The organism is Robertmurraya sp. FSL R5-0851 (genome assembly GCF_038002965.1).
In the GTDB taxonomy this organism is placed as follows: Bacteria; Bacillota; Bacilli; order Bacillales; family Cytobacillaceae; genus Robertmurraya_A; species Robertmurraya_A beringensis.
Window position 1 is genome coordinate 999,029 of sequence record NZ_JBBOOE010000001.1, and the last position, 23,653, is coordinate 1,022,681.

The following is a 23,653-nucleotide window of genomic DNA, read 5'->3' on the forward strand; positions in this document are numbered from 1 at the left end:
TCTACAAGATTGCCTTCATTTTCAGCGTACTCAAATGTGCTACATTACTACAAGAGGTGAATAAAGATGCCAACAATCACAAAAATAACTGTTCAAAAAAAACGAACCGATCGTTATAATATTTTCCTTGATCATGGAAAAGGAGAAGAATATGGTTTTAGTGTGGATGAGGACGTACTAATCAAACACAGCCTGAAAAAGGGTATGGAGCTTGATGACCTTCTCTTATCGGAAATAGCGTATTCAGATGATATACGAAAAGCTTACAACACAGCAGTAAATTATTTATCACGAATGATGCGAACAGAAGCTGAAGTAAGAAAACATTTAGTTGAAAAAGAAGTGGATGAGGTAATCATTCAAGAGGTCATTCATAAACTGAACGAATACCAATTTCTAAATGATGAACAGCTTGCCTTTGCCTATGTAAGAACTCAAATGAATACAACGGATAAAGGACCAACCGTTATCAAGAGAGAACTGAAGGAAAAAGGAATAGCTGAAACATATATTCTAGAAGCGATGGATGAGTTTCCATTTGAACTACAGCTTGAAAAAGCGGTTGCTTTATGTGAGAAATATATGAAGAAAAACAAACAAGAATCACAGAAAATCATGAAACAAAAGATCGACCAACTTTTATTCAGAAAAGGATATAACTCACAGGTCAACCAAGTTGCTCTTGAGCAAATCGAAGAAACAAGTGATAACGAAGAAATGGAGTCATTGCGTTATCAAGCAGAAAAGTTGGAACGTAAATACAGTAAATATACTGGATATGAGTATGAACAAAAAATGAAGCAAGCCCTTTATCGAAAAGGTTTTTCCATTGACACTATAACACAGTATTTAGAGTCCAAATAAAATCGTTTATTTGGACTCAATCACGACACATTCTTTCTCTTTCTGTGAAAAAATAATCTCTGCCACTTCTGCTGGAGAACGGAATTTGGAAGGGTCCTTTACATGTTCGGAATCTTTCCAAAAAGGTGTGTTCATACCCCCCATATACACCGCCGAAATAAGAACAGGTTTTTCTTCGTATTCCTTCTGTATGCTTTCAGTAAAGCCTCGAACGGCAAATTTACTTGCAACATACGCCGACTCATTCACTTTTCCCCGCAGCCCAGCGGTTGAAATGATATTCATAACAAAGCTTCCGTCTAATTTGCATATATTTGGAAGAACAGCTTGAGTCATATACATGGTTCCGAGGACATTCGTTTGAAACATCTCCTCGATCTCATTTTCCCTTATTTTATCAAAAGGACCGAAGAAACCAATGCCAGCATTGTTTATAAGTCCGACTACTTTATACTCCTTTAGAAGGGATTGAATGTTCGCGTCTACTTCCTGTTTGTTACGTATATCCATAACCATAATATGAGCGTTATTTAATTGCTTTCTAACTTCTGATAGGCTTTCTTCTGACCTTCCAACTAAAATAAGATGGTAGCCTTCCTTTCCATACTTTAAAGCTAACTCTCGGCCTAGACCCGTTCCAGCTCCTGTGATAATAACCGAATCCAATATGTATCTTCCTTTCGTCTGAGATAATATTATGGTACCATTACGTATACGAAAATACAGCCTAAGAAGCAGGTGGTTGGGATGGAAAAAGAAAAACGTTACAGTGAACTTTCAGAATTTGAATTACATCAAGAAATAGCTAAACTGAATGAGAAGGCAAGAAAAGCAGAGCAGTTAGGTATGGTAAACGAATATGCCGTATTAGAAAGAAAAGCAATAATGGCCAAAGCGTATTTATTAAATCCATTAGATTTTAAGCCTGGTGAGATATATGAAATTGAAGGAGATCCAGGCGCCTATTTTAGAATTGATTATTTAAACGGAGTGTTTGCGTGGGGTTATCGATTAGTGGGGAACAAACAGGAAGAGGCATTACCAATCTCGATGTTGAGAAAAGAGGGAACCAGACAGGCTGATTCCCGATAATTTTATTTACCCTCGAGTACTTGAATTTTTCATCCGTTCTTGTGGATGAGTATTAATGGTTCCATCCGCTCTTTTGGAAGCAAATTCAGGTTTTGCCCTTGGTTCACCCTGGAATTTATTACTGTTTTGGTTTGCAAAATCCTTTGCTTTATTTCGCATCGCATGACCCTCCTAAAAGATGAATGATGAAATAATCAAGCACTCTTAGTATGCTTAACTTATAGGGGATCGATAACTGGAAAAGAGGTGAAAAGAATGGAACATTATCAGCAAAAACTAATTGAATTATTATTAGAAAAAAATGATAAACTTTCGTATGGACAGGCCCAGACATGGGTGGAGCTTTTGTGGGATGATTTTGAAACAACAAGAGCAAAGGCCGGTTACTCCTACCGAGGAAGTGAGATGACTGAAAGAATTGTTCGACAATGGATCGATTATTATGGTGACAAGCTTCATGATTTTGTTGCTTCTAATCCGAAATATAAGCATCTGTTAGAGCAAGACCCAAGTGAACTTCATTAAAAAAGCGATGTCTACCGGAGACATCGCTTTTCGTTATCCAGGGATAATATCCAGCTTTTTACGTAATTTTTCTTCGCTAAAGATCCAACCCGTATAAGAGGAAAGGATATTAAGTTCAAGATCTAGTTGAACAATCGCCACAAATGGATAATGACCGTTACTACGATAGCGTAAGTCAATAAAACGTACTTCGTAATACGTATCATACTCATCCACTTCCCACCGATAAACAGGAGAAAACGATAGAAAAGCGGAAAGGTTTTTATCTAGCTTGGCTGCTTCAAGAACGGGGGTCTCAGGGACAGCGACGCGTTTAAACTGGTCAAGAATTCGTACTTTATTATCATGAGCACGTCCAACGAAGAATTGGTTCTTATTCATGACAGCAATTCGCCACTGGTGAAATTTCATAGTGGGAGCAATGATGATGTCTGTTGCATCTGGAACCAGTTTTTTCACCGCATGATAAACCTTTCGCTGAGTAATAAATCGAAAAATATAGTAGGCAACCAAAACGGCATACACACCAATAAACGTGTAACCGGGATGTGCTCCAAACACCCAAGCGAGTATCCCAACAATATGCATCGCAAAAATAAATGGATCAAACGTGTTAATAATACCAAGCGCCACCCATTTAGAAGAAAATGGCCGTAACGCCTGCGTACCATATGCATTGAAAATATCAACAAAGACATGAAAAAACACAGCTAAAAAGGTCCAAAGCCATAAGTGAAGTAAATTGGCATCTGGAAATATTGGATAAATAACAGCTATGATGGCCAATGGCCAAAGCAAAACAGCTGGGATGGAGTGTGTGATTCCACGATGGTTACGAATATAAACGGCATTGTTTCTAAGCTTCAATACGGTGTCAATATCGGGAGCTTGTGAGCCAACAAGAGTGGCAATCATGACACTAGTGGCTGTGGCGGAGCTGCTTGCTACAACAGGGTCGAGCGTCGCAAGTCCTCCTAAAGCTAATCCCATCACTACGTGTGTACCGGTATCCAAAGGAATCTCCCTCCTTTTTAGGAAATATTTTATCCTTCTCTTATCTTAATTTTATCAATAATCTTCTTGTAAAAATAGTGATTAATCGTTACTTTAAAGTAGTTGTAATAATTACTGTATAATCATTGTCCAATTTAAAGTTTTCGTAAAATATGAATGGGATAAGCTATTATATTCTCTTAGTATGTACTTGTTTAATTTTTTGGAGGCAAAAAAATGTCCAATTCTTTAAAAAACGTAACAAATATAAATAAAAAGGAATTTCAAAAGGATTTAATCGGCTGGTTTGAAAGAGAGCAGAGAGATCTTCCATGGCGGAAAGACCAAGATCCTTACAAAGTCTGGGTATCGGAGATTATGCTTCAGCAAACAAGAGTCGATACAGTCATTCCGTATTTTAACCGATTTATTTCAGAGTTCCCTACAATAGAAGCTTTATCTAATGCTGATGAGGAAAAAGTATTAAAAGCTTGGGAAGGCTTAGGCTATTATTCAAGAGTCCGTAATCTTCAATCAGCGGTTCGAGAGGTTCATGAGCAATATGGAGGAAAAGTACCAAATACACCAAAAGAAATCTCCAGCTTAAAAGGGGTTGGTCCCTATACGGCAGGCGCCATTCTATCAATAGCCTATGGAGTACCTGAACCAGCCGTTGATGGGAATGTCATGCGAGTATTTTCCAGGATTCTTTCGATTTGGGATGATATTGCGAAAGCATCTAGTAGAAAAGTGTTCGAGGAAGCTGTTCGCGCCTTTATTTCGCATGAAAACCCATCATATTTTAACCAAGCATTAATGGAACTAGGTGCATTAATTTGTACGCCAACTTCGCCATCATGTTTGCTCTGTCCGGTTCGTGAACACTGTCATGCCTTCGAGGAAGGAACTCAAAACGAATTGCCTGTTAAAACGAAAGCAAAAAAACAACGAAAAGTTCAACTTGCAGCAGTTGTTCTGAAAGATACTGAGGGACGAACGGTTATTCAAAAGCGACCTTCTTCCGGTTTGCTAGCGAATTTGTGGCAGTTTCCAAATGTAGAAATCCATCTTCCTGTATTAGGGGATAGAGAGCAGTTATTATCTAATCTAAAGGAAGAATATGAAATTCAATGTGATATAGGGGAGCTTGTAGGCCATATTGAACATGTTTTCTCACATCTTGTATGGAATATTAATGTATATGAAGGAACACTAGTAGAGCCTATCAAATCATCAGATACTTTGAAGCTGGTTGACCAGGAGGAAATAGAAAGCTTTGCCTTTCCGGTTTCCCATCAGAAAATGCTTCGTCAATACTATAAAAAAGAGTAAACGCCACTTTCCATGTGGCGTTTTTTCTATATATGGTCACTTCCGTTTTTAAAATTAATCGTAAGAAATCCTAGTTCCATGCGTCCAGTCTGCCTCATTTCGATGAAGCCCACCACGCTGTTCAATTTCCTTAATAATCTCTCGGTGAATAGTGACACCTTCTGAATTTAAATACGGCATAATTTGTTGAAGAGAGTGATGAAAAAAAGCCAACTCTTCTTTTTTCCAATCCGTTTTTGGTATCATGGAGAGTTCTGTCATATCTCGACCTACATACATTGTCTCACACATCCTCTATTTTTCTTATAGATGTATTGTGGTAATCTTATTTGTGAACTATTCATATAAAAGAAAAATTAATAGTAAATGAAGGGATATGTTACATATGACAAATAAAGTAGCATTAATTACAGGAAGTAGTAGAGGGATTGGAAAATCAACTGCCCTACGATTAGCAAAAGAAGGATACGATATTGTCGTTAACTATGCTCGCAGCAAAAAAGCGGCGTTAGAAACAGCAGCAGAAATTGAGGCTCTTGGTAGAAAGGCATTAGTTGTTAAAGCAAATGTTGGTGATGTTAGTAAAATTAAAACGATGTTTGAAGAAATTGGTGCTCATTTTGGAAGACTCGATGTATTTGTAAGTAATGCTGCATCAGGTGTTCTTCGCCCAGCCATGGAACTTGAAGAATCTCACTGGGAATGGACGATGAACATTAATAGCAAGGCACTCTTATTTTGTGCTCAAGAAGCGGCAAAACTGATGGAGAAAAATGGCGGAGGAAAAATTGTGAGTATCAGCTCACTTGGGTCCATTCGCTATTTGGAAAATTACACAACTGTTGGTGTATCTAAGGCAGCACTTGAAGCACTTACTCGTTATTTAGCTGTGGAGTTAGCACCAAAAAACATTCGAGTGAATGCTGTTTCAGGTGGGGCAATTGATACGGAGGCACTTCTTCATTTTCCAAATCGTGAAGAAATGTTGGAAGAAGCAAGACAAAAAACACCTGCAGGGAGAATGGTTGAAATTGATGATATGGTGAACACGATCATGTTCTTATTAAGCGATGGATCCGATATGATTCGTGGACAAACAATAATCGTTGATGGAGGAATTTCCTTACTAGTTTAAAAAATGGAAAAAATTTCTTTAGGATAGACCAATCACCTCTTGGATAAATTAATTTCTGTGGAGGTGATTACAATGGCAAAGCAACCAAACAAAACTCAATCTGGAACTAACGTTCAAGAAGTGAGACAACAAAACGCTGCTTCAGCTGGACAAGGTCAATTCGGTACTGAGTTCGCAAGCGAAACTAACGTACAACAAGTACGTCAACAAAACGCTCAAGCTGAGTCTCGCAAAGGCCAAAACTCTTAATATTAACCACAGTAAGGTGCTCTTTCTAATCGGAAAGAGCACCTTATTTATTTTTATTCACCTCTTCGACAAAACTTCTAATACGTCTACATAACTAGTCAAAGGAAACTCATGAAGCTTACCGAATAGTATATATATCGAAAAAGAAGGCGGTGGACGATGGTGAGTGATTTTTCACGATTAGTTGGTGAACAAATGGCTACAATGGAAAAGCTACTATACATACAAACAGAGCTTGAACGCTGTCAGGAAATTGAAGAGGAATTGAGATTGCTGCAAAAGCATGCGAAGATGGAAAGTATTCAGGATGAGATTCAGCAAATGAAGCAGGATTTGCGCGATATTCACCAAATTTTTGAAAGACAAACGGAGGAGCTTATTCGCTCATATCAAGAAGCAGAAACAGCTTTAAAAAGATAAAAAGAGAAAAAAACACAATTTTACTAATTTTATACGTAAATTATTAAAGCCTTTGAGAAATTTCAAGGGCTCTTTGTTTTAAATTCGATGTTTTACCGTTATAATAGTAGAAAACAGGAAATGTTCTTTGTAACCTTTTGAGGAAAACTTTTATTATATTAGCATTTTTTAGGTTTCGGGAGCGTTCGATTAATGAAAGTAGGGAGAAAAATGGGCGTACCCATGGAAGGTGAACCGATCCAAATACATAGTTACAAACATAATGGTCACATCCATCGAGTATGGGAGGAGACTACCGTATTAAAGGGAACGCAAGGATTAGTCATTGGTGGAAATGACCGTACCATCGTAACTGAATCGGATGGAAGAACGTGGATTACTAGAGAACCAGCTATATGTTATTTTCATTCTCAATACTGGTTTAATGTCATCGGAATGATACGTGAAGATGGAGTGTATTATTATTGCAACATAAGCTCCCCATTTATTTTTGATGGAGAAGCATTAAAATACATTGACTATGACCTTGATATTAAAGTGTTTCCAGATATGACTTTTAATTTGTTAGACGAGGATGAGTACGAGCGTCATCGTATTGAAATGAACTACCCGGAAGTCATTGATAAAATTCTTCGCGCAAATGTGGACAACCTGATTAGTTGGATTCGCCAAGGAAAAGGACCTTTTGCACCAGATTTTATTGATACATGGTACGAAAGATATTTAACATACAGACGGTAATCATTTAACGAAAGAAAACGCCTGTTGTCACTAGTTGCAACAGGTTTTTCTTTATGTGAGTAAGGGCTGAATGGAGGGTGTCAAGATGAGTAGCATTCGAAGGTATTTACACTTTGTAAAACCGTATCGATTACAAATCATCGGGACAATCATTATTGGAATCATTAAGTTTGTCATACCGCTATTAATTCCGATTTTAATTAAATATGTCCTAGATGATATCGTTGGTAATCAAACATTATCGGCTGATGAAAAAACGAGTAAGCTATTAATGATCATGGCCATTATGATGGTTATTTTTGTTGTTGCTAGACCGCCAATTGAATACTATCGACAATACTATGCCCAATGGGTTGCGAGTAAGATTTTATACGATATAAGAGACAAGCTTTACACGCATATTCAAAAATTGAGTTTCAAATTCTATTCAAATAACAAAGCGGGGGAAGTCATCTCACGTGTTATAAATGACGTGGAGCAAACAAAAACATTTGTCATTACAGGACTAATGAATTTATGGCTAGATATGGCCACTATAGCAATTGCCATCATCTTAATGATGATGATGGATGTTAAGTTAACTCTTGTTTCACTTGTTTTGTTTCCTTTTTACGCCTTTTCCGTAAAGTATTTCTTCGGCAATTTACGGGGACTTACCAGAAAAAGGTCACAGGCTCTTGCTGAAGTCCAAAGTTTTCTGCATGAGAGAGTTCAAGGAATGTCTGTTATTAAAAGTTTTGCAGTAGAAGACTATGAGCAGGAACGCTTTGATAAGCAAAATAGGAATTTTCTAACAAAAGCGCTAGACCATACAAAATGGAATGCGAAAGCCTTTTCGGTTGTAAATACGATAACAGACATCGCTCCGCTCATTGTCATTGGATATTCAGGCTATCAGGTTGTTCAAGGAAATCTTTCGATAGGAGAAATGGTGGCATTTATTGCCTATATTGATCGACTTTATAATCCGTTACGAAGATTGGTTAATTCGTCCACCACATTGACCCAATCCATTGCCTCGATGGATCGTGTGTTTGAATTTGTGGATGAAAAGTATGATATAGATGATTCACCGGATGCAGTTGAATGTAAAAATGTTGTTGGAAACGTTCACTTTCAAAATGTCTATTTTCGATACAATGAGAATGAACAAGATATATTAAAAAATATAAATCTTCTAGTGACCCCAGGGGAGACCATTGCACTTGTAGGTATGAGTGGAGGCGGTAAATCCTCTTTGATAAGTTTAATTCCTAGGTTTTATGATGTAACAGGTGGAGCGATTTTTTTGGATGGACAAGATATCCGTTCCTTACAGGTACGCTCACTCAGAGATAAGATAGGAATGGTTTTACAAGATAGTATTTTATTTAGTGATTCGGTTAAAGAGAATATTTTACTAGCTAAACCAGGGGCATCAGACGAAGAGGTAATTGCAGCTGCCAAGGCAGCGAATGCTCACGAATTTATCATGAACCTACCTGAAGGATACGAAACGAAGGTAGGAGAAAGAGGCGTCAAACTTTCTGGTGGGCAAAAGCAACGGATAGCTATTGCCAGAGTATTTATTAAAAATCCACCAATTCTTGTGATGGATGAGGCCACTTCGGCTCTAGATCTAGAGAGTGAGGCATTAATTCAAGAGGCTTTTGAAAAGCTTGCAAAAGACCGAACAACCTTTATTGTTGCTCACCGACTGTCTACGATCACTCATGCAGACCGAATAGTCTTGATAGAGAATGGGGAGATTACTGAAATCGGAAAGCATGAAGAACTGATGAAAAAGCAAGGAAACTATTATAAATTATTCCAAATTCAACAGTTAGAGCATTAACATCACCCCCGAGGGATAAACCTTCGGGGGCTTTTTGTCATGTCTCCTTAGACTTATTCATAAGATAGAGAGGATGGCAATAAAAAATTACTATGTTAACATATTATTCTAAAAATTAGTAAGATTGAGAAATAGTTGTAGACTTACCAGTATTTATAGAATAAAATGAAAAAAAAGAATGAATTGAATATTCAGTAAGAGAGGAGTAACCTTGTGAGTCAAACTCCAGTATTAGATGTAAAACAGCTCCAGACGACCTTTTTTTCCACAGATGGAGAGATTCCTGCCGTTGACCAAATCAGCTTCTCTGTAAATAAGGGTGAGATTCTTGGAATCGTTGGTGAATCAGGATGTGGAAAGAGTGTAACGTCCTTGTCTATTATGAAGCTCATTCCCCAGCCACCAGGGAAAATAACCAATGGCGAGATCTGGTTAAATGGTGAAAATCTTGTTCAAGCTTCAGAGAAAAGAATGCGTGAGATAAGAGGCAATGAAGTTGCGATGATTTTCCAAGAACCGATGACTTCCCTTAATCCGCTTTTTACAATAGGAAATCAATTAATAGAAGGAATACGAATACATAAGAAAATGAGTAAAAAAGAAGCGCGAAACGAAGCGATCCAGATGTTAAAGCTTGTTGGACTTCCACGTGCTGAACAAATAATCGATGAATACCCTCATCAGCTATCAGGTGGCATGAGACAGCGTGTCATGATTGCGATGGCCCTTTCCTGTCACCCGCGACTACTAATTGCCGACGAACCGACAACCGCATTGGATGTTACGATACAGGCGCAAATTCTAGCGTTAATGAAGGATTTGAATGAAAAACTGGATACAGCAATCGTCATGATTACCCATGATCTAGGGGTAGTCGCAGACCTTTGTCAGAGGGTCATCGTCATGTATGCGGGGAAAATTGTTGAGGAAGCAGAAGTAAGAGACATATTCAAAAATCCAAAGCATCCATACACGATGGGACTATTACAATCAGTACCAGATGTTAGAGAGAAAAAGGAGCGACTTTATTCCATTCCTGGAAACGTTCCGAAGCCTGGATCCATACAAAAAGGCTGTCGTTTCGCAGCCCGCTGTGAAAAGGCGCACGATCGTTGTTTCATAGAGGATCCAAAACTCTATCAATTGGAGAATGGTCAAAGTGTAAGATGCTTCCTCCATGAAGGAGTTGTTGCTCATGACTGATGTTTTATTGAAAGTGGATAATCTAAAAAAATATTTTCCTATTACAGGCGGATTGTTTGGAAAAACAGTCGGACATGTTAAAGCAGTTGATGATGTTAGTTTTTATGTTCGAAAGGGAGAAACGCTAGGTCTAGTTGGTGAATCAGGTTGTGGTAAATCAACAACTGGCCGTGTATTAATGCGTTTGCTAGAAGCCACAGAGGGTAAGGTTGTTTTTGAGGATCAAGAATTAACAAGCCTAAATTCAAATGCCATGAGAAAAATGAGAAAAGAAATTCAAATGGTCTTTCAGGACCCTTTTGCCTCTTTAAATCCTCGCCATACAGTTGAAAAGATTCTCGAAGAACCGTTGATCGTACATGGAATTGGTGATAAGGAAGAGCGAAAAAGAAGAGTGAGAGAAATGCTTGAGGTGGTAGGTTTAAGCAGCTACCATGCGAAAAGATACCCGCATCAATTCAGCGGTGGTCAAAGGCAACGGATAGGGATTGCTCGTGCATTAATGACCAAGCCAAAGCTTATTATAGCTGATGAACCGGTTTCCGCACTTGACGTATCCATTCAATCACAGGTGTTAAACCTTCTTGAGGATCTGCAAAAGGACTTTGGTTTAACCTATATCTTTATTGCGCATGATCTTGGAGTAGTCAAACATATTAGTGATCGAGTGGGAGTTATGTATTTAGGTAGATTGGTAGAAATCACTGAATCAGAGAAGCTTTACGAAAAGCCTCTCCACCCGTACACAAGAGCTTTACTTGATTCCATTCCGATACCTGACCCAGATATCAAAAAGGATCGAGAGCTTTTAAGCGGAGATCTTCCAAGCCCTTCTAACCCTCCAATGGGTTGTGCGTTTCACACACGTTGCCGGGATTGTATGGATATTTGTAAAACATCAAGACCTGAAATGAAAGAAGTTGAACCTGGTCACTTTGCCGCATGTCACCTTTACTAAAGAGTGCTTGAGGCATGGATGATAAATAAAAAAGAGAGTAATGAACTCTCAAATTAAGAGGGGGAAAAACATTGAAAAAGCGTACTAGTCTTATGTTCCTTGCTTTTATCCTAATGCTTTCATTAGCATTGGTTGGATGTAGCAAGAACACAGCTAATGAGTCTTCTTCAGAAGGAGAAGGTTCAGGAAACGAGGAAGCTGCGGTTGATACATTAGTTTTTGGACGTGGTGGAGATTCGGTCTCACTAGACCCAGCTACTGCTACTGACGGTGAATCTTTTAAAGTAACTAAGAACGTTTTTGAAACCTTGATTGAATTTGGAGAACAAGATACAGAGCTTGCTCCAGGATTAGCAACAGAGTGGACGAATAGTGAAGATGGCTTAACTTATACATTAAAGCTACGTGAAGGGATCAAATTCCATGATGGAACAGACTTCAACGCAGCAGCTGTTAAGTTTAACTTTGACCGCTGGGCAAGTGGTGATAAAGAACAATATTATTACTACAACTCTCAATTCGGTGATCGTATCAAAGAAGTGAAAGTGGTAGATGACTACACAGTTGAATTTGTTCTAAATTCTCCATTAGCACCATTTTATAAAAACTTGGCTATGAGCCCATTTGCGATTGCGAGTCCTGCTGCAATTGAAGAATATGGCGATAAGTTCATGGAAAATCCAGTTGGTACAGGTCCATTCGTATTTAAAGAGTGGAAGCGTAATGACAGAATTACAATTGTAAAGAACGAAGAATACTGGCAAGAAGGATTACCGAAGCTTAACCAAGTTATTTTCCGTGCAATTCCTGATAACTCTGCACGATTAAATGCATTATCTTCAGGTGAAGTGGACCTAATTGATGGTGTAAACTTCTCGGATGTTGGAACAATTGAGGCAAATGCCGATTTACAAACATTCTACCGTCCATCTTTGAACATTGCATACCTTGGTTTAACAAGTACACGTGGTCCGTTAAAGGAAAAATTAGTTCGTCAAGCGCTTAACTATGCAGTAGACAAAGAAGCTCTTATCGATGCATTCTACGCTGGAGCTGCGGAGCCTGCGAAGAACCCAATGCCTCCAGTTGTTGCTGGATACAATGACGATGTTGTTGATTATGAGTATGATCCTGAAAAAGCGAAAGAACTTTTAAAAGAAGCTGGCTTTGAAAATGGATTTGAAATGGAACTTTGGGCTATGCCTGTAGCAAGGCCTTATATGCCAGATGGCCAAAAAGTGGCAGAAGCACTTCAAGCTAACTTCGAAGCAATCGGAGTAAAAGCTAAAATTGTTACTTATGAGTGGGGTACTTACTTAGACAAGGCTCGCCTTGGAGAAGCAGATACATTCTTACTTGGCTGGACAGGTGACAACGGTGATGCTGATAACTTCTTATATGTATTACTTGACCAAGATAGCATCGGAAGCAATAACTACTCTTACTATCAAAACCAAGAAGTTCACGATCTATTGGTAGCAGCGCAATCTACAGCTGACCAAGCTGAGCGTGAGAAGCTTTATAAAGAAGCGCAAGTATTAATTAAAGAAGATGCTCCATGGATTCCACTAGTACACTCACAACCAGCTTTAGCAGGAAAAGCGAATCTTACGGGCTTCCTTCCGCATCCAACTGGTTCTGATATTCTTTCAACGGTTGAATTCAAATAATAATAAGGAAAAGGGAGTGGAGTTTCGCTCCCTTTTTTCACTCTACTCACCCTAAATTGAAGCGAGGTGGACTATGCTTACTTATATCGTTAAACGATTATTTTCCTTGATTCCAGTTCTTCTTGGATTATCATTAGTTGTCTTTTTTATGATTCGAGCGATACCGGGTGATCCAGCTCAATTAATTCTAGGTCAGCTTGCAACTAAGGAGGCAGTTGAGGCATTAACGAAACAGCTGGGACTCGATCAGCCATGGTTCGTTCAGTATTTTCATTATCTAGGAAACTTGTTAACAGGAGATCTTGGGGAGTCAATCAGAACAAAAGCTCCCATTTCTGAAGAAATGGTCCCTTATTTAATGGCAACAATTGAACTTTCCTTCTGTGCGATGTTAGTGGCAGTTGTGGTTGGTGTTAATGCAGGAATCATCAGCGCATGGTTCCAAAATTCATGGTTTGACTATGTAGCTATGGTATTAGCATTAATAGGTGTATCCATGCCAATCTTTTGGCTTGGTCTAATGGAACAATGGGTATTTGCGATTAATTTAGATTGGCTGCCAACTTCGGGCAGGGAAGAAGTAAGAAATCCGGTTACTGCTATAACGAATATTTATATTATTGATACCATCATTCAAGGGAGAACGGATCAGCTTGTTGAAGTTATTAAACATCTTGTTCTTCCTAGTATCGCGTTAGCTACAATTCCAATGGCAATCATTGCAAGAATCACACGTTCAACCATGCTTGAAGTGATGCGGTCAGACTTTATCCGTACAGCGCGTGCAAAAGGATTAAAAATGTTCTGGGTTGTGTACAAGCATTCATTAAAAAATGCTATTATTCCAGTTTTGACTATCATTGGACTTCAAACAGGGTTACTATTAGGTGGTGCCATCCTTACTGAAACGATATTTAGTTGGCCGGGAATTGGTCGTTATATTTATGAAGCAATTGGATACCGTGACTATCCGGTAGTGCAGTCTGGAGTATTAGTTATTGCTTTTATCTTTGTCATGATTAACTTAGTCATCGACTTATTATATGCAGCGATAGATCCTCGAATTAAGTACCATTAATTGAAAGGAGGGGCTTCAATGGAACTTTCAACACAAAAAAATGATCAGCCCATTATTGAAACAGACGAGAAGGTTGTTTCACCTTGGCTGGAAGCTTGGATGAGCTTTAAGAAGAATAAGCTTGCAGTAATTGGAGCGTTCATTGTTATATTCTTTATCTTGGTCGCCATATTTGCTCCATTAATTGCACCGTATACATTTAAGGAGCAAATGCTTTCTAACCGTTTGTTACCACCATCGAGTGATCATTGGTTCGGAACGGATGATTTTGGTCGAGATATATTCTCGAGAGTTGTATATGGGGCAAGAATCTCCCTATGGGTTGGTTTTTTAGCCGTTTTAGGATCAATCGTAGTTGGCTGTTTACTAGGAATATTAGCAGGATATTACGGTAAATGGGTGGATGCGATTATCTCTAGAACATTTGATATTATGCTTGCTTTCCCAAGTATTTTACTAGCTATTGCTATTGTGGCTGTTCTTGGTCCATCTTTACGTAATGCATTAATTGCAATTGCCATTATCAATATTCCAAACTTTGGTCGATTAATTCGTTCAAGGGTATTAACGGTTAAGCAGGAAGAATATATTATGGCAGCAAAAGCGGTGGGAATGAAAAACTCTCGTATTTTATTTCATCATGTGTTGCCGAATAGTATGGCTCCGATTATTGTTCAAGGAACTTTAGCAATAGCAACTGCCATTATTGAAGCTGCAGCTTTAGGGTTTTTAGGACTGGGAGCAGAGGCGCCAAACCCTGAATGGGGGAAAATGTTAGCAGATGCAAGAACTTTCCTAATTCAAGCACCTTGGACAATGATATTCCCAGGACTTGCTATTATGTTGACCGTTCTTGGATTTAACTTAATGGGGGATGGTTTACGAGACGCACTAGACCCTCGAATGAAGAACTAACAAAAAGCAGCTGACAAAAATCAGCTGCTTTTTCCTATATTAATCTTGAATCTCCTCGAAATTCACTTCATTGACTTCTTTATGATACGAATGGAAACTGTTAACGAGAACATCTAGATGCTCTAACGTTTCGTCGTACTCTACCATAGCGGAAACGACTTGCATTGTATGAAAAAAGACATTATCGTTTTCGTGCTCATTCAATTTATCTTGTTGAGAAAGAAATAAATTAAATAGATCTTTTCTATTCAAACAGAAATTGCCTACCTCATGATTTGGTGGCATTTTTCCTTTGCCGGCAAATCGGTACATGATTTGTTCATGAGAATCAATTAAACAATCAAGTTGTTGCTGAAGTTCTAATTTAAACTCATCTGGTAGTTGAGAAAGTTCATTTTCATATCGATGAAGCCTTTTTAATACATTGAGTGCTCGTTTGGTTGTCGAAATCATTTGACGATAAATGACCAGCTTCCTAGCCTTTACAATATCATTCTTCTTAAAATAATTTCGATCTTCCTTATATAAAATATATAACTGATCGAGTTTAATCACCATATCCTTTAATTTTTCAATATCATTCTTTAGCAAATGATGATCAGAAGCGTTTCTTGTGTTCATTCGTATCCAGCGGGTGATTTCATCCATCATATTAGATGTTTTAAAGAAAAGCTTATTTTCATATTTAGGTGGTAGAAATACTAAATTAACCATAAAAGCTGCGAATATTCCAAGCATAATGGTAGAAAATCGAATAATCGCGAATTCAATAAACGTATCACCAGGGTTTTCCATAATTGCGATAATGGTAACAAGTGCAAGTGGAATGGTCTTTTCTATATTTAATTTAAGATTGATAAGAATCACAATAATAGCTGCCAGCCCAATGATAACTATGTTATTTCCAAGCGTTAATACAAATAATACCGCAATTACGGCACCGATTAAATTTCCTTGTGCTTGTTCAATAATCGTTAAATAAGATCGGTATACGGTGGGTTGTAAAGCAAAAATTGCAGCAATTCCGGCGAAAACAGGGGAAGGTAATTGGAAAACCTCCGCAAGAAACAAAGATAAAACAATTGCAATTCCCGTCTTAAGAATGCGGGCGCCAAGCTTCATAAGTAAATAATTCCTTTCCTACTACTGATAAGTTTTAATAACAATAATGTACTATACAGTGATTAAAATGTAAGTTCAAGGGTTATTTATATGATTTTTTATATATTATATGATATTTATGCAATATTATTTTGTAAGCTTTTATTACAAAAAAAAATGCCCACAGAAAGGGGCATTTTTTTGTACAAGCTCTATTAAAAATCACTCTGTAGAAACCGATGGATCGGCTTGCTCTTTTACTGGTATTGCTTGAACGAAGTGCTGTTCAGGTTGTTTTAAAAGCTCAGCAAGTTGATTAGCTTCTTCTACTTGACCTTGCTCTTGAAGCAATGCAACATATTGACCTAGAAGTTCCTTGATATCTTGCTTGCCTTCTTCTGATAAATTCGTGATAGAGATTTTGGCACCTTTAGCAATTCTTCGTTGTAACGCTTCTTTTGTTAAGCCCATTTCTGGCTGATGTCTTAGGTAAACAACTCCACCAGTCATACCTGCACAAATCCATGGTCCTGGATCACCAAGAACAAGGCCGCGGCCATTTGTCATGTATTCGAAGGCAAAACCTTTAATATTTGCTCTTGCTCCGATATTTCCATTTTCAACAGTTGGAATTGGTTTCGTTATTTGACCACCAATAATGATATCTGCACCAGATAGACGAATTCCAGCACGAGCATCGGCATTTCCTTGTGCAACTAAAAGACCATGCTGTGCTCCGTATCCAAACCCTTTACCAACGGAACCGTTCAAGTACTTGCCGTTTTTCCCTTGAGCTTTAAAGATAAGGATTTTTCCACCCACAGATGTCTTACCTGTACCGTCTTGTGCGCCACCGTTCACTTCAATACTGATTCCATCGCTGTTATAAGCACCTAAGCCGTTTCCAGGGATAGAGCCTTTTTTGTATTTCAACTGAACAGGAGGTAGATTGCGGTATGATCCATCTAAGCGACCACGTACGCGGTGACAAGATACTCGGCTACCTAATACTCTTTGTTCAGATGTAACACTGTGGAACTCACGAGATTGGTGTAACTCATCAACGCTTGCATCTAAATACTCTGCACCAACAGCAACTTGGAGCTGCTTTTCCTCTGCAGTAGCTGCAGCTTCCTTATGATGAAGCTGACCAATTTCAAGTGGCTTTAACAAATATGTTAAGTTCAGTTGATCTTGACCCTTTGTTTGCTCAAGTAGATCAGAGCGACCAACGATGTCTTGAAGATTCTTTACTCCAAGTGATGCAGTAAGCTCTTTCAGCTCATTGGCAAATGCTGTGTAAAAGTTTACAATCGCTTGGACTGCTAAGTCAGATTGTCTAGGAACGAAACGTCTTAAACCATGTTCTTTAGCTTGTGCTTCAGAATCAATTTGTGTCGCAATTCCAACGTGACATGTATCTAGATGACATCCACGACAAGTGGTACATCCAATAGCAATCATGGAAAGTGTTCCGAAACCAATACGGTTAGCTCCAAGAAGCATGACCTTAATGACGTCTTGAACACTCTTAATTCCACCGTCAGCCCAAAGCTCTACATGATCTCGCAGTCCTGCTTCAAGAAGGGCGTTGTGAGCTGCTTTAACACCGATTTCTACTGGAAGACCAACATGTTGAAGGGCATGAATTCTTGCTGCACCTGTTCCGCCGTCAAATCCACTTAGGGTAATAATATCTGCTCCAGCTTTTGCAATCCCAACGGCGATGGTTCCAATGTTTGGTACAACAGGAACTTTTACAGCCACTTTTGCTTTGTCATTAGCTGTTTTTAATTCATGAATCATTTGTGCCAAATCTTCAATGGAATAAATATCATGGTTGTTCGATGGCGAGATTAAGTCAGAACCGATCGTTGCATTACGTGCTTCAGCAATTTTTGCAGTAACCTTTGATCCAGGTAAGTGACCACCTTCACCAGGCTTCGCACCTTGACCAATTTTAATTTCCAGTAGGTTAGAAGAGTTTAATAATTCAGCGTTAACTCCGAAACGACCGGAAGCTACCTGCTGTCCACGTGTACGTGGATACTTACCAAGCATATCCTTAATCTCTCCGCCTTCACCATTTAAGCTGACCATGTTAAGTCGATCTGCACCTTCAGCATAAGCGCGGAAAGCAATCTCATTTTGAGAACCGAATGACATCGAAGCGATAACGAATGGAAGATCATGATCTCCTACTTTTAAGCTAACATCTGCTGCTTTCACAGTAGACTTTACTTTCTTTAAACTTGTTAAGTGACGAATCGTAACTGGATTCTGCTCTTCTTGTTCAGAGATTTTCTCCTTTAATGGAGTATAGTCTCCGGTGGATGCAACTTCTCCAATTGCTTTCCAAATACGTGGGAAGAGATTGAATGTTTTTCCGATTCTTTCTTTTTCATTATGATAGTCAGTGGCTCTTGCAATGGCATCTTCTTTTAGTGTTGCAAAATTATGCACAGATTGTTCAGAACCAAAGAAATTAACGACTTTAAGTGCGTTTGCAATTTCATCATTTAAGCCGATTGCAGAGAACAGGCGGCTATAACCACGTAGCTCATGGATACCAATGGTAGAGATAACCTTCTCAAGGCCTTTTGTAAGGGCGGAGTATAGGTTCACCAATGGCTTTGTTGATTCATCATATACAGTGATAAACATATAGTAAGGGCTAATTAAGTCTGCTCCTAGACCAAAAGCGACAATCACATCATGTAATGAACGGATGGAAGCAGAACGAAGGAGAAGGGAACAATTTCTTCTAACCTCTGCTTTTACAAGTGCTTGATCAATAGCAGACGTTGCTAAATGAGGATCAAGCCAAAAATGACCATCATGATGTGCATGGTTATCGTCAAGGACTAGAAGTGTTTTTCCGCTATTTACAGCTTCAACAGCTTCAGATTGTAGTCGAGATAGTGCTTCAGCAACTGTCTCATCCGTCTTAATAGTTGTTGAAATATAAGCTACAAGCTTTTGTTGTCCAAAATGGTTCGTTAATTGATCATAGCTAGGTTGATTTAGTTCTTTACTAATCTCATAACCAGCTGATCCTTCTATTAAAATAGGAGTCGTTAATTCTACTACATTTCCTTTTTTATTGCTTGTGAATAAAGAAGGTCTTTGGCCAATTATGACGCGAGTTGAGAAGTGTTCGGTTTCACGATCACGGTCGATTGCTGGATTGGTAACAACCGCAACACTCTCTTTAATATAGTCAGCCAGATTTTTACGCTCAGGATTTAGAGAAGCCAATGGTGAGTCATGGCCCAAAGAACGAATAGGCTCTACACCTTTTTCAGCCATCTGTTCTACTAACTGAACGTGGTCACGCTCCCAGCCAAATGCTTTGTATTGTCCGTTGTGTAATTTTGTTGGGTAGTTCATTGAGATATTTTTATCAAGAGCTGGTGTATCAAGACGTACTCTCGCATCCTTAATGTCGCAACGCTTAGAAAATCTTTCGTATACAGCAGCTTGGTAATCATCATGCTCATAAAGCTTTAATGTGTCGCCATCCCACTTGAAACCTACTTTTTCACCTGGTGCTAATGGCTTTGGTTCATTTACATATTCACTTGATGGAATAATTCCTGGTTCTGAAGAGAACAGGTATGACGTTTCTGTCTCAAGCATCCATAGTGGACGTAATCCAAGGGCATCCACACTAAATGCTGCTTCATCACCAAAACGAGAGACAATTCCAGCAGGGCCTTGTGCGAAATGTCCCCACGCCTCACGCATATAAGTATATAAATCTTGTAAATGTTCAGGGTATGATTTGATTTCGTTCACGATTGGAGGGAAGACTAGATCAAGTGCCTCAAATAGTGAGTATCCATCACGACAAATCAACGTCTCCATTGTTCTACTTAAGTCTTGTGAGTCACTACCATCTTTTACAAGAGGTACACCGATTAATCGAGCTTCGTCTCTTAGCTTAGCAATGGTGTTAATTTCCCCATTGTGTCCAAGTACGCTGAAAGGTTGAACACGGAAAAAGCTAGACAATGTATTAGTTGAGTATCGGTTGTGTCCCAGTGTCATAGTAGAAGCAACAATAGGATTTGCTAAGTCAGCATAGTACTTAGGTAGAATATCACCAGCACCCATTACTTTATATACAGCATGGTATTGGCTTAAGGATGCTACATGTACATTTTCATTTTTTTCAAAATCGATAATCAGATTAAAAAGCTTGTTAGAAAGCTCATGACCTGAAACATCTGCTAAAGCAGCAAACTGCCAGAACACAGGATTTTCTTGAATCGCAATAGGTCCTAATGCAGAAGAATTGGTTACTTCGTCTGATTCTAATACAATAGTAAAATTTGAATCCTTTAATTTAGCGATCAAGTCAGTTTTAATTTCTTCAGGAGTGTGCTTACTACTAATGAAGATATGACCTACGACAAAGTTGTCATTGTCAACGATGCTTTCGTCAGCTCCTGCATTAGTTAGCTTTTCTTTCCATAATGCTGTAGGAATATCGATGTGAATACCTACTCCATCGCCTTCTCCGTTAATAAATCCTGCTCGGTGATTCATGGTGACAAGTGCGTTGATACAATTAAAGATATTCTCTCTTGTAGGCTTATTTGATTTTTCTAAGCTCGATACAATACCGCATGCATCATGCTCTTCGCGGTAGAACTCTTTAAATAAAGAAGGGGTCCATTGTTCTGTCATACTTTTCGGCTGATCGGGAATATTTGGTCCCTCAAAAGCCGTTTCACCTCCTGATCAAAGATCTATTTGTAAAAACGAATTTAAAATAATTGCGGATACAAGCGTTGGTTTAACGAGTCAGTGTTTTAAAGGTGGGGTTAACTTACCTTGATCTTTACCTTCTTTGGGAAGGAACACTGGCTACAAGAACGGTCGAACATAAAACAAAATTGCTTAATTTATAATATCATATGAATTTTCAGAAATCAATTAAATATGCAAAAAGTTGGATAGGGAGAAAGGAAAAAATATTGGAAATTTATAGCCTTATACTAGCTATGGAAACGTTTTCAATAAGTAAAAATTAAAAAACGGAACTTTTGTAAAGTTCCGTAATGTATAAAAATATGAATAATTATTCGCTCTTTAATAACTCAAATGCATTATTAACCGCAAAAATGGTTGCTTCAATATCGTCTTTTGTATGGGCAATTGTAATAAACCATGCTTCATACTTAGAAGGTGCTAGATTAATTCCTTGGTGAAGCATATGCTTGAAAAATCTACCGAACATCTCTCCATCAGTGTTTTCAGCCTGTTCGTAATTAAATACTTTTTCATCCGTGAAATAAATGGTTAATGCTCCTTTTAATCGGTTAATGGTGATAGAGATGTTGTGTTTTTCCGCTGCTTGTAAAATTCCTTCCTCGAGCACGGCACCTAACCCGTCTAAATATTCATACACTCCATCTTGTTTTAAAACTTCTAAACAAGCAATTCCTGAAAGAATTGATGCGGGGTTACCTGCCATCGTACCTGCTTGGTAAGCAGGACCTAATGGTGCAACCTTTTCCATAATTTCTTTTTTACCTCCATAGGCGCCGATTGGAAGCCCGCCACCAATAATTTTTCCTAATGCGGTTAAGTCTGGTTGGATTCCTAATAAATCTTGTGCACCACCGTACATAAAACGGAAGGCGGTAATTACCTCGTCGTAAATAACAAGAGCCCCTGCTGCATGAGTTAAATCATTCACTTGTTGTAGGAATCCTTCTACTGGTTCAACAATTCCGAAGTTGCCGACTATCGGTTCAACGAGAACAGCTGCAATTTCATCGCCCCATTTTTCTAAAGCTACCTTAAATGGTTCTATATCATTAAATGGAACAGTAATGACTTCTTGAGCTATTGACTTTGGCACACCCGCTGAATCCGGAGTGCCTAGAGTAGATGGTCCTGATCCTGCAGCAACAAGAACAAGATCGGAGTGTCCATGGTAACAACCAGCAAACTTAATGATTTTATCTCTCCCAGTATAAGCGCGAGCAACACGGATGGTCGTCATAACCGCTTCGGTTCCAGAATTGACAAATCGAACCTTTTCTAAGTTTGGCATGGCTTCTTGAAGCATTTTTGCAAACTTTACCTCATGAGGTGTAGGGGTTCCATATAGTACACCAGATTCAGCGGCTTTTTTTATGGCTTCCGTAATATGAGGGTGTGCATGTCCAGTGATAATGGGACCATAAGCAGCTAAATAATCAATGTATTGGTTGCCGTCAACGTCCCAAAAATATGCACCGTTGGCTCTTTCCATAACCACTGGTGCACCGCCACCGACGGCTTTATAAGAACGGGAGGGGCTATTCACCCCACCAACAATAACCTCTAATGCTTCATTATGTAATCGTTCAGAATTCGTAAATTGCATGTTATTCCTCCTAGTTAAATCGAATGACCTTATTTTAGCATGTTTTTTTCATTTTTCATCTTCGCGAATTTTTCAGATAAGTGTATTTGGTTGAGATGAAGTAGTGGTTTGGGTACACTAAGATTTGTGTTTGATAGATATGGAGGAAACAAGATGAAAAATGCTATTGAAGTAAATGGGTTAAGAAAGGAATTTAAATCGTATTCTTCACGTTCGGGTCTAAAGGGAGCGTTTAGAGACTTATTTTCGAGAAATTATAAAGTGCTTCGTGCCGTTAATGATATTACCTTTACCGTTAAGCAAGGAGAAATGGTTGGTTATATCGGTGAGAACGGTGCTGGTAAATCGACAACAATTAAAATGTTAACTGGTATATTAACACCTACTGCAGGTGATGTGTTAGTGAATGGTATGAATCCTCATAAAGAACGGGAGGCTTTTGTTCAGACAATTGGTGTAGTGTTTGGTCAGCGCTCCCAGCTTTGGTGGGATATTGCCGTTCAAGAGTCCTTTCGTTTATTAAAAAAGGTATATAAAGTTTCCGATGAAGAGTATGACCGTCACATGGGACATGTTATCCGAACACTGGATATTGAACCACTACTAGATAAGCCTGTTCGAAAGTTATCATTAGGCCAACGGATGCGTTGTGAGCTTGCTGCTGCTCTCATTCATAATCCACCATTATTATTCTTGGACGAACCAACCATCGGACTAGATGTACTTGTAAAATTAAAAATTCGTGATTTCTTAAAGGAAATAAATGAGAAATATAATACCACCATCTTGTTAACCACTCATGATTTAACAGATATTGAAGCACTTTGTGACCGTGTCGTTATGCTTGATGAAGGTCATATTATTTACGATGGAGCGTTAAAAGATTTAAAAGAAACATGGGGTGAAGGAAAAGAGGTTCAATTTCAATTTTTAGAGGGTGTTGATCTTGCGGTTTTAGAGAATGTAACACGTGAGCTACCTGTCAAATGGGAGTTAGAGGAAAAAGAACAGCTTTTTACTGCCTATACGACTGATGAAGCGAATGCTGTCTCAGATTTAATTGCCACAGTTATTTCTTCCTTTCAAATAAAAGATGTGAAGATTATGGAGGTTTCAACTGAAGAAATTATCCGTAAGATTTATGAGAAAGGTGAAGTATAG

General features: G+C 38.6%; 22 protein-coding genes. 15 read left to right on the forward strand and 7 right to left on the reverse strand.

Going from position 1 to position 23,653, the window contains the following annotated elements:
- Positions 1-66 precede the first annotated feature (66 nt).
- Positions 67-864 carry a recombination regulator RecX gene (gene recX, locus MKX65_RS05075; RefSeq protein ID WP_340902676.1) on the forward strand — a complete coding sequence of 266 codons (798 nt, stop codon included), beginning with the start codon at positions 67-69 and terminating at the stop codon, positions 862-864.
- Positions 865-870: 6 nt separating this feature from the next.
- Here recX and MKX65_RS05080 read toward each other — a convergent pair whose 3' ends face one another.
- The gene (locus tag MKX65_RS05080) at positions 871-1,530 is read right to left on the reverse strand and encodes an SDR family NAD(P)-dependent oxidoreductase (protein ID WP_160548985.1); all 660 of its coding nucleotides are present in this window, start codon (positions 1,528-1,530) and stop codon (positions 871-873) included.
- Positions 1,531-1,611: 81 nt separating this feature from the next.
- On the opposite strand from MKX65_RS05080, the gene MKX65_RS05085 reads away from it, so the two are divergent.
- Positions 1,612-1,956: a YfhH family protein gene (locus MKX65_RS05085; RefSeq protein ID WP_340902677.1), complete on the forward strand. Its 345-nt coding sequence runs from the start codon at positions 1,612-1,614 to the stop codon at positions 1,954-1,956.
- A gap of 6 nt (positions 1,957-1,962) precedes the next feature.
- On the opposite strand, the gene MKX65_RS05090 is transcribed toward MKX65_RS05085, so the two are convergent.
- Positions 1,963-2,115 carry a small, acid-soluble spore protein K gene (locus MKX65_RS05090; RefSeq protein WP_340902678.1) on the reverse strand — a complete coding sequence of 51 codons (153 nt, stop codon included), beginning with the start codon at positions 2,113-2,115 and terminating at the stop codon, positions 1,963-1,965.
- 96 nt (positions 2,116-2,211) lie between these two features.
- Between MKX65_RS05090 and MKX65_RS05095 the strand changes: the two genes are divergently transcribed.
- Positions 2,212-2,481 (forward strand): YfhJ family protein, encoded by a 270-nt coding sequence (locus tag MKX65_RS05095; RefSeq protein WP_160548982.1) that lies wholly within the window; start codon positions 2,212-2,214, stop codon positions 2,479-2,481.
- 33 nt (positions 2,482-2,514) lie between these two features.
- On the opposite strand, the gene MKX65_RS05100 is transcribed toward MKX65_RS05095, so the two are convergent.
- Positions 2,515-3,495 (reverse strand): metal-dependent hydrolase, encoded by a 981-nt coding sequence (locus tag MKX65_RS05100; RefSeq protein WP_340902680.1) that lies wholly within the window; start codon positions 3,493-3,495, stop codon positions 2,515-2,517.
- Between the two features lie 216 nt (positions 3,496-3,711).
- On the opposite strand from MKX65_RS05100, the gene mutY reads away from it, so the two are divergent.
- Positions 3,712-4,806 carry an A/G-specific adenine glycosylase gene (gene mutY, locus MKX65_RS05105; protein ID WP_160548980.1) on the forward strand — a complete coding sequence of 365 codons (1,095 nt, stop codon included), beginning with the start codon at positions 3,712-3,714 and terminating at the stop codon, positions 4,804-4,806.
- A gap of 54 nt (positions 4,807-4,860) precedes the next feature.
- Here the strand turns inward: mutY and MKX65_RS05110 are convergent, their stop codons facing one another.
- Positions 4,861-5,085, reverse strand: a complete 225-nt coding sequence (locus tag MKX65_RS05110; RefSeq protein WP_160548979.1) for a hypothetical protein — start codon at positions 5,083-5,085, stop codon at positions 4,861-4,863.
- A gap of 106 nt (positions 5,086-5,191) precedes the next feature.
- Here MKX65_RS05110 and fabL point away from each other — a divergent pair, with 106 nt between their 5' ends.
- The 10 genes from fabL (at position 5,192) to MKX65_RS05160 (ending at position 15,009) form a co-directional block, all read left to right on the forward strand.
- A complete protein-coding gene (fabL, locus tag MKX65_RS05115) occupies positions 5,192-5,941 on the forward strand; it encodes an enoyl-[acyl-carrier-protein] reductase FabL (RefSeq protein ID WP_340902681.1) in 750 nt (249 codons plus the stop codon).
- Positions 5,942-6,013: 72 nt separating this feature from the next.
- A complete protein-coding gene (locus MKX65_RS05120; RefSeq protein ID WP_340902683.1) occupies positions 6,014-6,190 on the forward strand; it encodes a gamma-type small acid-soluble spore protein in 177 nt (58 codons plus the stop codon).
- A gap of 162 nt (positions 6,191-6,352) precedes the next feature.
- Positions 6,353-6,610, forward strand: a complete 258-nt coding sequence (locus MKX65_RS05125) for a YgaB family protein (RefSeq protein WP_340902684.1) — start codon at positions 6,353-6,355, stop codon at positions 6,608-6,610.
- Between the two features lie 210 nt (positions 6,611-6,820).
- Entirely contained in the window at positions 6,821-7,351 is a 531-nt protein-coding gene (gene ntdP / locus MKX65_RS05130; protein WP_160548993.1) for a nucleoside tri-diphosphate phosphatase, read from the forward strand.
- A gap of 85 nt (positions 7,352-7,436) precedes the next feature.
- Positions 7,437-9,185: an ABC transporter ATP-binding protein gene (locus MKX65_RS05135; protein ID WP_160548975.1), complete on the forward strand. Its 1,749-nt coding sequence runs from the start codon at positions 7,437-7,439 to the stop codon at positions 9,183-9,185.
- Positions 9,186-9,398: 213 nt separating this feature from the next.
- Positions 9,399-10,388 (forward strand): ABC transporter ATP-binding protein, encoded by a 990-nt coding sequence (locus MKX65_RS05140; protein WP_340902686.1) that lies wholly within the window; start codon positions 9,399-9,401, stop codon positions 10,386-10,388.
- A complete protein-coding gene (locus MKX65_RS05145) occupies positions 10,381-11,346 on the forward strand; it encodes an ABC transporter ATP-binding protein (RefSeq protein WP_340902687.1) in 966 nt (321 codons plus the stop codon). The genes MKX65_RS05140 and MKX65_RS05145 overlap by 8 nt, the downstream gene beginning before the upstream one ends.
- A 71-nt stretch (positions 11,347-11,417) precedes the next feature.
- The gene (locus tag MKX65_RS05150) at positions 11,418-13,016 is read left to right on the forward strand and encodes an ABC transporter substrate-binding protein (protein ID WP_340902689.1); all 1,599 of its coding nucleotides are present in this window, start codon (positions 11,418-11,420) and stop codon (positions 13,014-13,016) included.
- Positions 13,017-13,089: 73 nt separating this feature from the next.
- A complete protein-coding gene (locus MKX65_RS05155) occupies positions 13,090-14,094 on the forward strand; it encodes an ABC transporter permease (RefSeq protein ID WP_340902691.1) in 1,005 nt (334 codons plus the stop codon).
- A gap of 18 nt (positions 14,095-14,112) precedes the next feature.
- Positions 14,113-15,009: an ABC transporter permease gene (locus tag MKX65_RS05160; RefSeq protein ID WP_340902692.1), complete on the forward strand. Its 897-nt coding sequence runs from the start codon at positions 14,113-14,115 to the stop codon at positions 15,007-15,009.
- Positions 15,010-15,048: 39 nt separating this feature from the next.
- Here the strand turns inward: MKX65_RS05160 and MKX65_RS05165 are convergent, their stop codons facing one another.
- From MKX65_RS05165 to MKX65_RS05175, 3 genes are all read right to left on the reverse strand, one after another.
- Positions 15,049-16,131, reverse strand: coding sequence for an FUSC family protein (locus MKX65_RS05165; protein WP_160548974.1), 1,083 nt, complete (start codon positions 16,129-16,131; stop codon positions 15,049-15,051).
- Between the two features lie 201 nt (positions 16,132-16,332).
- Positions 16,333-20,802: a glutamate synthase-related protein gene (locus tag MKX65_RS05170; protein WP_160548973.1), complete on the reverse strand. Its 4,470-nt coding sequence runs from the start codon at positions 20,800-20,802 to the stop codon at positions 16,333-16,335.
- A gap of 394 nt (positions 20,803-21,196) precedes the next feature.
- Positions 21,197-22,492: a glutamate-1-semialdehyde 2,1-aminomutase gene (locus tag MKX65_RS05175; protein WP_160548972.1), complete on the reverse strand. Its 1,296-nt coding sequence runs from the start codon at positions 22,490-22,492 to the stop codon at positions 21,197-21,199.
- A gap of 153 nt (positions 22,493-22,645) precedes the next feature.
- Here MKX65_RS05175 and MKX65_RS05180 point away from each other — a divergent pair, with 153 nt between their 5' ends.
- Entirely contained in the window at positions 22,646-23,653 is a 1,008-nt protein-coding gene (locus tag MKX65_RS05180; RefSeq protein ID WP_160548971.1) for an ATP-binding cassette domain-containing protein, read from the forward strand.

What these genes read in the sequence shown, in the direction of transcription:
- recX (WP_340902676.1), top strand. Translation starts at nt 67, where the DNA reads ATGCCAACAATCACAAAAATAACTGTTCAAAAAAAACGAACCGATCGT.
- MKX65_RS05085 (WP_340902677.1), top strand. Translation starts at nt 1,612, where the DNA reads ATGGAAAAAGAAAAACGTTACAGTGAACTTTCAGAATTTGAATTACAT.
- MKX65_RS05090 (WP_340902678.1), bottom strand. Translation starts at nt 2,115, where the DNA reads ATGCGAAATAAAGCAAAGGATTTTGCAAACCAAAACAGTAATAAATTC.
- MKX65_RS05095 (WP_160548982.1), top strand. Translation starts at nt 2,212, where the DNA reads ATGGAACATTATCAGCAAAAACTAATTGAATTATTATTAGAAAAAAAT.
- mutY (WP_160548980.1), top strand. Translation starts at nt 3,712, where the DNA reads ATGTCCAATTCTTTAAAAAACGTAACAAATATAAATAAAAAGGAATTT.
- MKX65_RS05110 (WP_160548979.1), bottom strand. Translation starts at nt 5,085, where the DNA reads ATGTATGTAGGTCGAGATATGACAGAACTCTCCATGATACCAAAAACG.
- fabL (WP_340902681.1), top strand. Translation starts at nt 5,192, where the DNA reads ATGACAAATAAAGTAGCATTAATTACAGGAAGTAGTAGAGGGATTGGA.
- MKX65_RS05120 (WP_340902683.1), top strand. Translation starts at nt 6,014, where the DNA reads ATGGCAAAGCAACCAAACAAAACTCAATCTGGAACTAACGTTCAAGAA.
- ntdP (WP_160548993.1), top strand. Translation starts at nt 6,821, where the DNA reads ATGGGCGTACCCATGGAAGGTGAACCGATCCAAATACATAGTTACAAA.
- MKX65_RS05135 (WP_160548975.1), top strand. Translation starts at nt 7,437, where the DNA reads ATGAGTAGCATTCGAAGGTATTTACACTTTGTAAAACCGTATCGATTA.
- MKX65_RS05145 (WP_340902687.1), top strand. Translation starts at nt 10,381, where the DNA reads ATGACTGATGTTTTATTGAAAGTGGATAATCTAAAAAAATATTTTCCT.
- MKX65_RS05155 (WP_340902691.1), top strand. Translation starts at nt 13,090, where the DNA reads ATGCTTACTTATATCGTTAAACGATTATTTTCCTTGATTCCAGTTCTT.
- MKX65_RS05160 (WP_340902692.1), top strand. Translation starts at nt 14,113, where the DNA reads ATGGAACTTTCAACACAAAAAAATGATCAGCCCATTATTGAAACAGAC.
- MKX65_RS05165 (WP_160548974.1), bottom strand. Translation starts at nt 16,131, where the DNA reads ATGAAGCTTGGCGCCCGCATTCTTAAGACGGGAATTGCAATTGTTTTA.
- MKX65_RS05170 (WP_160548973.1), bottom strand. Translation starts at nt 20,802, where the DNA reads ATGACAGAACAATGGACCCCTTCTTTATTTAAAGAGTTCTACCGCGAA.
- MKX65_RS05175 (WP_160548972.1), bottom strand. Translation starts at nt 22,492, where the DNA reads ATGCAATTTACGAATTCTGAACGATTACATAATGAAGCATTAGAGGTT.
- MKX65_RS05180 (WP_160548971.1), top strand. Translation starts at nt 22,646, where the DNA reads ATGAAAAATGCTATTGAAGTAAATGGGTTAAGAAAGGAATTTAAATCG.